This window comes from Acidovorax sp. GW460-11-11-14-LB4, assembly GCF_059423685.1.
This window is the reverse complement of record NZ_JBWKYJ010000040.1, coordinates 32,547-41,236: the sequence shown is the minus strand read 5'-3', so window position 1 is coordinate 41,236 and position 8,690 is coordinate 32,547. Positions and strand designations below refer to the sequence as shown.

Below are 8,690 nucleotides of genomic sequence, written 5' to 3'. Positions count from 1 at the left end.
CCGTGCCCCCGGGCGACCCCGCGCCCACGGACCTGACCCGCGAGCCGCTGCGCTTCCCCGCCAACCGGGCCACGCGCCTGCAAAACCTGGCGCGCGGCGACGAGGGCTTCCTGCTCGCCATGGCGTATTCCACGCAGCGCGGCTATTCGCACTCGCACCCGTTTGTGGGTGAGGTGCGCTTGGGCACGGTAGCGGTGGAGGTCGTACCCGAAGAGCTGGGCTTTGCCATCGAGATCGGTGACATCGAGATCACCGAATGCGAGATGGTGAACCAGTTTGCGGGCAGCAAGAGCCAGCCCCCGCAGTTCACGCGCGGCTACGGTCTGGCTTTTGGCCACAGCGAGCGCAAGGCGATGGCCATGAGCTTGGTGGACCGAGCCCTACGTGCCGATGAGCTGGGTGAACCGGTGGAGTCGCCCGCGCAGATGCAGGAATTTGTGCTGGGCCACAGCGACAGCCTGGAGGCGTCTGGCTTCGTGCAGCACCTGAAGTTGCCGCACTACGTGGACTTTCAGTCCGAGCTGGAGCTGGTGCGCAAGATGCGCGCCGCTGCCGCCCACCCCACCACCCCCGCCGAGGAGGATGCCGCATGAACGCGCCCATGGAACCCGCCGTGATGGGCTTGCCCGCCGACGCCGCACCGGTGGACGGCCACTTCAACTTTGCCTACCTGGACGAGCGCACCAAGCGCATGATCCGCCGCGCCATCCTCAAGGCCGTGGCCATCCCCGGCTACCAGGTGCCGTTTGGCTCCCGCGAAATGCCGCTGCCCTATGGCTGGGGCACGGGCGGCATCCAGGTCACCGCGTCCATCATCGGCCCGCAGGACTGCCTCAAGGTCATCGACCAGGGATCGGACGACACGGTCAACGCGGTCAACATCCGCCGCTTCTTCGAGCGCACCACGGCCGTGGCGACCACCACCCGCACGCGCGAGGCCACGCTGATCCAGACGCGCCACCGCATCCCCGAGACACCGCTGGCCGAAGGCCAGGTCATCGTCTACCAGGTGCCAGTGCCCGAGCCCATGCAGCGCCTGGAGCCGCGGGAGACCGAAACGCGCACTCTGCATGGCCTGGCCGAGTACGGGCTCATGCACGTCAAGCTCTACGAAGACATCGCGCGCTACGGCCACATTGCCACCACCTACGACTACCCCGTGCTGGTCAACGGCCGCTATGTGATGGCGCCGTCGCCCATCCCCAAGTTCGACAACCCCAAGATGCACATGAACCCCGCGCTGCAGCTGTTTGGCGCGGGCCGCGAAAAGCGCATCTACGCCGTGCCGCCCTATACACCGGTGGAGAGCCTGGGTTTTGAGGACCACCCGTTCGAGGTGCAGCGCTGGGATGCTGCCTGCGCGCTGTGCGGCGCCACCGACAGCTTTCTCGACGAGGTCATCACCGACGACCAGGGCGGGCGCATGCATGTCTGTTCCGATTCGGACTACTGCCACGAGCGCCAGGCGCAGCAGGCCGAAACGGCGCAGGTGGAAGGCGGCGCGGCATGAGCGCCGTGCACATTCGCGAAGCCCGGCAGGCCGACCTGGAGAGCGTGCTGGTGCTGTATGCCGCCATTGAAGACAGCCCGGCCGACGTGCTGACCCTGGAAGAAGCCCAGGCCGTGTGGGCCCAGTTCGCACGTTACCCCAGCTACCGCCTGTGGGTGGCCTGCGACCCCGCGCAGCACGGCGCTGTGGTGGGCACCTATGCGCTGCTCGTCATGCACAACCTGGCGCACCGGGGCACGCCCTCGGCCATCGTCGAAGACGTGGTGGTGGCACAGGACCAGCAGGGCCGAGGCATTGGCCGCCAGATGATGGCCCACGCCATGCAGCAGGCGCGCGACGCGGGCTGCTACAAGCTCGCGCTCTCGTCCAACGCCCGCCGCAAGGGCGCGCATGCCTTCTATGAATCCCTGGGCTTTGCGCAGCACGGCCTGAGCTTTGTTGTCGAGACTCTCACATGAATCACCCCGAACCTTCTGCGCCGCTGCTGAGCGTGCGCAACGTCAGCAAGCGCTATGGCGACCGCGTGGCGCTGCAAGGCGCGTCCTTTGACCTGTGGCCCGGCGAGGTACTCGCCGTGGTGGGCGAGTCGGGCTCCGGCAAGTCCACGCTGCTCAACGCCATTGCGGCGCGCAGCGCCCCGGACGAAGGCTCGGTGCAGTTCCGCCAGCGCAGCGGAGAGCTGCAGGACATCTATGCCATGACCGAAGCGCAGCAGCGTCTGCTGGCGCGCACCGACTGGGGCTTTGTGCACCAGAACGCGGCAGACGGCCTGCGCATGGATGTGTCCGCCGGTGCCAACGTGGGCGAGCGCCTCATGGGCCTGGGCGAGCGCCACTACGGCCGCCTGCGCGCCACGGCCATGGAGTGGCTGCAGCGCGTGGAGATTGATGCCGCGCGCATCGACGACGCGCCGCGCACGTTCTCGGGCGGCATGCGCCAGCGCCTGCAGATTGCGCGCAACCTGGTCACCCAGCCCCGCCTGGTGTTCATGGACGAACCCACCTCGGGCCTCGATGTATCGGTGCAGGCGCGCCTGCTGGACCTGCTGCGCCAGCTCACGCGGCAGATGCAGTTGGCGGCCATTGTGGTCACGCACGACCTGGCCGTGGCACGCCTGCTGGCCCACCGCATGGTGGTCATGCAACGCGGCCGCGTGGTGGAGGCGGGCCTGACCGACCAGGTGCTCGACGACCCGCAACACCCTTACACCCAGCTCCTCGTTTCTTCGGTACTGCAGCCATGAACCAGCCCCCTTCCATTGCGCCCATTCTCCAGATGCAAGGGGTGGCCAAGCGCTTCACCCTGCACCACCAGAACGGCATCGAACTGCCCGTGCTCGCCCAGGTGGACCTGGCCGTGCAGCCCGGTGAATGTGTGGTGCTGGACGGCCCCTCGGGCATGGGCAAGAGCACGCTGCTCAAGATGATCTACGCCAACTACCGGGTCAATGCAGGGAGCATCACCGTGCGCTCGGCCGATGGCGCCGTGGTGGATGTGACGCAGGCCACGCCGCGTGCGCTGGTGCAGCTGCGGCGCGACACCGTGGGCTATGTGAGCCAGTTCCTGCGGGTCATCCCACGGGTGTCGGCCCTGGATGTGGTGGCCGAGCCACTGGCTGAAGACGCGGGCGGCGACCCTGCGGGCATCGAGGCCGCGCGCGAGGCCGCCCGGCAGTGGCTGACCCGCCTGCGCATCCCCGAGCGGCTGTGGCACCTTCCGCCCGCCACCTTCTCGGGCGGGGAGCAGCAGCGCATCAACATTGCCCGCAACATGATCAAGCCCAAGCCGTTGCTGTTGCTGGACGAGCCCACCGCATCGCTCGATGCGGCCAACACCGAGACCGTGATCGCCATGATCCGCGAGGCGGTGGCGCGCGGGGCGGCCCTGGTGGGCATTTTTCACGACGCGCAGGTGGGCGCCGCGGTGGCCACGCGCCGCGTGAATGTGGGCGACTTTCGGGGAGCATCGGCATGACCGCGACCGTGTTCAAGAACGCCCGTATGGTGCTGCCAGGCGAAGTGGTGTTGGGCAGCCTGCAGGTGGATGGCGGGCGCATTGCGTCGCTGGATAGTGGGGGCACTGCGGCCTTGCAAGGCATCGACCTGGGGGGCGACTACCTGCTGCCGGGCTTGGTCGAAATCCACACCGACAACTTCGAGCGCCACCTGATGCCGCGACCCAAGGTGCAATGGGCCGAGATGCCCGCACTGCTGGCGCACGACGCCGAGATCGCGGCCGCAGGCATCACCACGGTGCTGGATGCGCTGGGCGTGGGCGAGGCCGATGTGGACAGCCTGCGTGGCAGCGCCTGGAACCGCGTGCTCGACACCATCGACACCTGCACCGAGCGCAAACTGCTGCGGGCCGACCACCACCTGCATGTGCGCTGCGAGCTGCCTGCGCCCAACACCATCGACCTGTTCGAACCGTTCCACGGGCACCCGCGCCTGTCGTTGATCTCGCTGATGGACCACACCCCAGGTCAGCGCCAGTGGGAGAACATCGAGCAGGCGCGCACCTACTACACCGGCAAGAAGGGCTGGAGCGCCGAGAAATTCGAGCTCCAGGTGGCGCACGCGGCCACGCTGCAGGCGCAGTACGCCGAGCCACACCGTGCGTATTTTGTGGATTACTGCCGCACACACGGCATCTCGCTGGCCAGCCACGATGACACCACGGTGGCCCATGTGGAGCAGGCCCATGCCGAAGGGGCCGCGATGTCGGAGTTCCCGACCACACTGGCCGCAGCCCAGGCTGCGCACGAGCGTGGCTTGCTCACCGTGATGGGCGGGCCCAACGTGGTGCGTGGCGGTTCGCACTCGGGCAATGTAGCGGCGGCCGACTTGGCGCGCCGGGGGCTCTTGGACATCCTCTCGTCCGACTACGTGCCCGGCAGCCTGCTGAGCGCGGTGATGCGGCTGGTGCAGGACGACATCCTGCCCCTGCCACAGGCTGTGGCCACCGTCACCTGCAACCCCGCCAAGGCCGCGGGCATGGCCGACCGGGGCGCGCTGGCGCCCGGCCTGCGCGGCGACCTGGTGCAGGTGCACATGGCCGAGCTGCCCGATGGCGGTCGCCAGGCCGTGGTGCGTGGGGTGTGGCGTGAAGGGCAGCGGGTGCTGTAAGAGCGGCTAAAAAACTCCCCTGCCGTCGTTGTATCGCCTTGTCGTACTACTTGTACTGCCTGCGGCGAAACGCCTAGCCAGGGCCGCTTCGCTGAGTTTTGTTAGCCGCTCTAAATCGGCCTCTGACATCCAAACTTCTCCCAACTGTCAAAGCACTGTCACGCCCGGCAACCACACTCCGGTTGTCTAGACGACTTAACCCATCAGGAGGCTGCCATGACTGCCGCACTGCACATCCACCAACTCAACAAGCACTTCGCCAACGGCAAACACGCTCTGCGCGACATCAACCTCACCGTGCAGCGCGGCGAGATGGTGGCGCTGATTGGTGCCTCGGGCTCGGGCAAGTCCACCCTGCTGCGTCATGTGGCGGGCCTGGTGGTGGCCGATGCGTCCAGCGATTCGCTGATCGAGGTGGACGGCCGCTGCGTGCAGCAGGGCGGGCGCATCCACAGCGACATCCGCAAGGTGCGTTCGCAGGTGGGCTTTGTGTTCCAGCAGTTCAATCTGGTGGACCGCTTGCCGGTGTTGATGAACGTGCTGGTGGGCCTGCTGCACCGCACGCCCTGGTGGCGCGGCTGGCTGCGCATGTTCAAGCCGCAGGAGCGCGCGCTGGCGCTGGAAGCGCTCCACCGCGTGGGCATTGCCGAATGCCATGCACAACGTGCTTCCACCCTGTCCGGCGGGCAGCAGCAGCGCGCGGCCATTGCCCGCACGCTGGTGCAGGGTGCCAAGGTGGTGCTGGCCGACGAGCCCATCGCCTCGCTCGACCCGGAGTCCTCGCGCAAGGTCATGGACATCCTGGCGCGCATCAACCGCGAGGACCGCTGCACCGTCATCGTGTCGCTGCACCAGGTGGATGTGGCCATCAAATACTGCCCCCGCGTGGTGGCCTTGCACCACGGCCAGGTGGTGTACGACGGCCCCTCGGCGGCCCTCACGCCCGCACTGCTGCGCAGCCTGTATGGCGTGCACGCCGACGAAATTCTGTCGGATGCAGCGGGTGCCCCACCCGCACCCGTGCATGCCCCAACACCCGTCCCACAGTGGGCGCCCGCCATGGTCCAGGCCGCCTGAACGGCCTTTTGTTTCTTTTCAATTCCTTTCTCTGGAGTTTTCAACATGTTCAAGAAACTGTGTGCCGCCCTGACGATCGGGCTGGGTTTGACCACGGGCGCGTTGGCCCAGGACATCAACTTCGGCATGATCTCGACCGAGGCCTCGCAAAACCTCAAGGCCGACTGGCAGCCCCTGCTGGATGACATGGCCAAGCAGACCGGTCTGAAGATCAATGCCTTCTTTGCATCCGACTACGCAGGCCTCATCGAAGCCATGCGCTTCAACAAGATGCAGGTGGCTTGGCTGGGCAACAAGTCGGCCATGGAAGCCGTGGACCGCGCCAACGGCGAAGTCTTTGCACAAATGGTGAATGCCGACGGCACCCAGGGCTACTACTCGCACCTGATCGTGCACAAGGACAGCCCCCTGGCCACCCTGGATGACGTGCTCAAGAACGGCAAGTCGCTGAGCTTTGGCAACGGCGACCCCAACTCCACCTCGGGCTTCCTGGTACCCGGCTACTACGCCTTTGCACAGAACAAGATCGACGCGAAGACGCACTTCAAGATCACGCGCAGTGCCAACCACGAGACCAACGCGCTGGCCGTGGCCAACAAGCAGGTGGATGTGGCCACCAACAACAGCGAGAACCTGGAGAAGATCAAGGAGCGCCAGCCCGAGAAGTTCAAGGACATCAAGATCGTCTGGACCTCGCCCCTGATTCCTCTGGACCCGCTGGTGATGCGCAAGGACTTGCCCGAGGCCACCAAGACCAAGATCCGCGACTTCTTCTACAACTACGCCAAGACCGATGCGCGCGAGAAGGAGATCGTGATGAAGATCTCCAAGCTCTCGGGCTTCAAACCATCGACCAATGCCCAGCTCACCCCCATCCGCCAGCTAGACCTCTTCGGCAAGCGCAACAAGATCGAGGCCGACGCGACGCTGGCTGATTCTGACAAGAAGACCCGCCTGGCCGAGATCGACCAGCAGCTGGCGTCGTTGAAGTAATTCGTAGGTTTCTTGTTGCGGCCCGGGTGTCTCCATGTCCTCTGCTTTGAATCCCTCGCTGGCCACACTGGCCAGCACCTCGTCGCCCAAGCGCAGCCTGGCCTGGTACCTGTCGTGGGGCATCCTGCTGGTGTTGCTGGCGGCGTCCTGGAAGGGCGCCGACATGCGCCCGCTCGATCTGTGGAACGACTCGGGCAACATGGTCAGCTACGCGGCAGAGTTCTTTCCGCCCAATTTCTCGCAGTGGCAGATCTATGTGCAGGAGATGCTGGTCACCCTGCAGATCGCTTTGTGGGGCACGGCTCTGGCAGTGCTCACCGCCGTGCCGCTGGCACTGCTGGCCTCGTCCAACATCGTGCCCTGGTGGGTGTACCAACCAGTGCGCCGCGTGCTGGACGCGTGCCGCGCCATCAACGAAATGGTGTTTGCCATGCTGTTTGTGGTGGCCGTGGGCCTGGGGCCTTTTGCGGGCGTGCTGGCGCTGTGGATCCACACCTCGGGCACCTTGGCCAAGCTGTTCTCCGAAGCCGTGGAGGCGATTGACCCACAGCCGGTGGAAGGCATCCGTTCCACCGGTGCGAGCGCACTGCACGAAATCATCTACGGCGTGATTCCGCAGGTCATGCCGCTGTGGATCTCGTACACGCTGTACCGCTTTGAAGCCAACGTGCGTTCGGCTTCGGTGGTGGGCATGGTGGGCGCTGGAGGCATTGGGGTGGTGCTGTGGGAAATCATCCGGGGCTTCCAGTACGCCGAGACCTGCGCGGTCATGCTCATCATCGTGGTCACGGTGAGCGTGATCGACCTGGTGTCGGCCCGCATCCGCAAGGCACTGGTCTGACAAGGAGCACACCATGGCATTGAGCCTTGAAGACATTGCCCACCTGCTCGCTACCCGGGGCGTGAACCAGTACGGCCGCGAGGCGGTCAGCCAGCTCGAGCACGCTCTGCAGTGCGCGCAGTGGGCCGAAAAATCGGGTGAAACCCCGGCCACTGTCGTCGCTGCCCTGCTGCACGACCTGGGCCACCTGCTGGCGCCCGGGGGCGACACGGCCGAGCAAGACGACCTGCACCAGTACATGGCCATCCCGTTCTTGCGGGGCCTGCTGCCCGACGCGGTGCTGGAGCCCATACGCCTGCATGTGGATGCCAAGCGCTACCTGTGCACGATGGAGCCGGGGTACTGGGAGACACTGTCGCCCGCATCGCAGCACAGCCTGGTGCTGCAGGGCGGGCCCTTCACGCCCAAAGAGGCGATGCAGTTTGCGGCCCAGCCCTTTGCGCAGGAGGCCATCCGCCTGCGCCGCTATGACGACCATGCCAAGGTGCCGGGGTTGGTCACGCCCCCGCTGGGCTACTACATGGCGCTGGTGCAGCGGCTGGCGCCAGTTCCAGCGGCGGTTGCCGCTGCGGCTGAACTCGCCCCGGTGGCTGCGTAAACAGCCGCGCGACCAAGCCGAGGCCGCCCCTACGCATCAACCTCCCTTGTCGCCATTCACCCAGCCCAGGTCCAGCGGCCGGTCTTCAAACTCGGTATTCAGGACCACGGTGCTCGTGGTGCGCGCCACGCCGGGAATCGCCTTGATCTGGTAGAGCACGTCCTCCAGCCCGCGCGCGTGCGTGGTGCGGATCTTGGCCAGGAAGTCGTGCTCGCCAGCCACGCTGTGCAACTCCTCCACCTGGGGGATACCGCGCAGGCGCGGCGCAATGTCGCGGCAGTGCGCGCCGCCATCGTTGCGGATCGCCACAAACGCGGTGAAGTTCAGCCCCACACGCTCCGGGTCCACGCTGATCGAGAAGCGGCGGATCACGCCCTTGTCCAGCAGCTTCTTCACGCGCTCGTGCACGGCAGCGGTGGACAGTCCCACCTCGGCCCCTACATCGGCGTACGAACGTCGGCCATCTGCGCCCAGTGCCGAAATAATTCTGGCGTCCATGTCATCTGTCTGAATATTTGCTTGCATAGCCGCTTGTTTTTGGTAAAA

The 8,690-nt window shown here is 66.0% G+C and carries 11 protein-coding genes; 10 read left to right on the top strand and 1 reads right to left on the bottom strand.

Annotated features, from left to right (window positions below; genetic code table 11):
* The 10 genes from AC07X4_RS14990 to AC07X4_RS14945 all read left to right on the top strand — a co-directional run.
* On the top strand, nucleotides 1–593 hold a 593-nt coding region (locus AC07X4_RS14990; RefSeq protein ID WP_494740525.1), incomplete at its 5' end, for a carbon-phosphorus lyase complex subunit PhnI.
* A complete protein-coding gene (locus AC07X4_RS14985) occupies nucleotides 590–1,510 on the top strand; it encodes an alpha-D-ribose 1-methylphosphonate 5-phosphate C-P-lyase PhnJ (protein ID WP_146870138.1) in 921 nt (306 codons plus the stop codon). The genes AC07X4_RS14990 and AC07X4_RS14985, both read left to right, overlap by 4 nt.
* On the top strand, nucleotides 1,507–1,968 hold the full coding sequence (locus AC07X4_RS14980; protein WP_494740524.1) for a GNAT family N-acetyltransferase: 462 nt from the start codon (nucleotides 1,507–1,509) through the stop codon (nucleotides 1,966–1,968). The genes AC07X4_RS14985 and AC07X4_RS14980 overlap by 4 nt, the downstream gene beginning before the upstream one ends.
* Entirely contained in the window at nucleotides 1,965–2,753 is a 789-nt protein-coding gene (phnK, locus tag AC07X4_RS14975; RefSeq protein WP_494740523.1) for a phosphonate C-P lyase system protein PhnK, read from the top strand. Before AC07X4_RS14980 ends, phnK begins: the two co-directional genes overlap by 4 nt.
* Nucleotides 2,750–3,484 carry a phosphonate C-P lyase system protein PhnL gene (phnL, locus tag AC07X4_RS14970; protein ID WP_494740522.1) on the top strand — a complete coding sequence of 245 codons (735 nt, stop codon included), beginning with the start codon at nucleotides 2,750–2,752 and terminating at the stop codon, nucleotides 3,482–3,484. Before phnK ends, phnL begins: the two co-directional genes overlap by 4 nt.
* Nucleotides 3,481–4,635 carry an alpha-D-ribose 1-methylphosphonate 5-triphosphate diphosphatase gene (locus AC07X4_RS14965; protein ID WP_494740521.1) on the top strand — a complete coding sequence of 385 codons (1,155 nt, stop codon included), beginning with the start codon at nucleotides 3,481–3,483 and terminating at the stop codon, nucleotides 4,633–4,635. Before phnL ends, AC07X4_RS14965 begins: the two co-directional genes overlap by 4 nt.
* A 216-nt stretch (nucleotides 4,636–4,851) precedes the next feature.
* Nucleotides 4,852–5,712 (top strand): phosphonate ABC transporter ATP-binding protein, encoded by an 861-nt coding sequence (phnC, locus tag AC07X4_RS14960; RefSeq protein WP_494740520.1) that lies wholly within the window; start codon nucleotides 4,852–4,854, stop codon nucleotides 5,710–5,712.
* A 45-nt stretch (nucleotides 5,713–5,757) separates the two neighbouring features.
* Entirely contained in the window at nucleotides 5,758–6,705 is a 948-nt protein-coding gene (gene phnD, locus AC07X4_RS14955; RefSeq protein ID WP_056059741.1) for a phosphonate ABC transporter substrate-binding protein, read from the top strand.
* 34 nt (nucleotides 6,706–6,739) lie between these two features.
* Nucleotides 6,740–7,546: a phosphonate ABC transporter, permease protein PhnE gene (phnE, locus tag AC07X4_RS14950; RefSeq protein WP_494740519.1), complete on the top strand. Its 807-nt coding sequence runs from the start codon at nucleotides 6,740–6,742 to the stop codon at nucleotides 7,544–7,546.
* 13 nt (nucleotides 7,547–7,559) lie between these two features.
* On the top strand, nucleotides 7,560–8,144 hold the full coding sequence (locus tag AC07X4_RS14945) for a phosphonate degradation HD-domain oxygenase (protein ID WP_494740518.1): 585 nt from the start codon (nucleotides 7,560–7,562) through the stop codon (nucleotides 8,142–8,144).
* Between the two features lie 36 nt (nucleotides 8,145–8,180).
* Here AC07X4_RS14945 and AC07X4_RS14940 read toward each other — a convergent pair whose 3' ends face one another.
* Complete coding sequence (locus AC07X4_RS14940; RefSeq protein WP_056059735.1) at nucleotides 8,181–8,642, bottom strand: Lrp/AsnC family transcriptional regulator; 462 nt, start codon at nucleotides 8,640–8,642, stop codon at nucleotides 8,181–8,183.
* Nucleotides 8,643–8,690 lie beyond the last annotated feature (48 nt).

What these genes read in the sequence shown, in the direction of transcription:
- phnL (WP_494740522.1), top strand. Translation starts at nt 2,750, where the DNA reads ATGAACCAGCCCCCTTCCATTGCGCCCATTCTCCAGATGCAAGGGGTG.
- AC07X4_RS14980 (WP_494740524.1), top strand. Translation starts at nt 1,507, where the DNA reads ATGAGCGCCGTGCACATTCGCGAAGCCCGGCAGGCCGACCTGGAGAGC.
- AC07X4_RS14985 (WP_146870138.1), top strand. Translation starts at nt 590, where the DNA reads ATGAACGCGCCCATGGAACCCGCCGTGATGGGCTTGCCCGCCGACGCC.
- phnD (WP_056059741.1), top strand. Translation starts at nt 5,758, where the DNA reads ATGTTCAAGAAACTGTGTGCCGCCCTGACGATCGGGCTGGGTTTGACC.
- phnC (WP_494740520.1), top strand. Translation starts at nt 4,852, where the DNA reads ATGACTGCCGCACTGCACATCCACCAACTCAACAAGCACTTCGCCAAC.
- AC07X4_RS14940 (WP_056059735.1), bottom strand. Translation starts at nt 8,642, where the DNA reads ATGGACGCCAGAATTATTTCGGCACTGGGCGCAGATGGCCGACGTTCG.
- AC07X4_RS14965 (WP_494740521.1), top strand. Translation starts at nt 3,481, where the DNA reads ATGACCGCGACCGTGTTCAAGAACGCCCGTATGGTGCTGCCAGGCGAA.
- phnE (WP_494740519.1), top strand. Translation starts at nt 6,740, where the DNA reads ATGTCCTCTGCTTTGAATCCCTCGCTGGCCACACTGGCCAGCACCTCG.
- AC07X4_RS14945 (WP_494740518.1), top strand. Translation starts at nt 7,560, where the DNA reads ATGGCATTGAGCCTTGAAGACATTGCCCACCTGCTCGCTACCCGGGGC.
- phnK (WP_494740523.1), top strand. Translation starts at nt 1,965, where the DNA reads ATGAATCACCCCGAACCTTCTGCGCCGCTGCTGAGCGTGCGCAACGTC.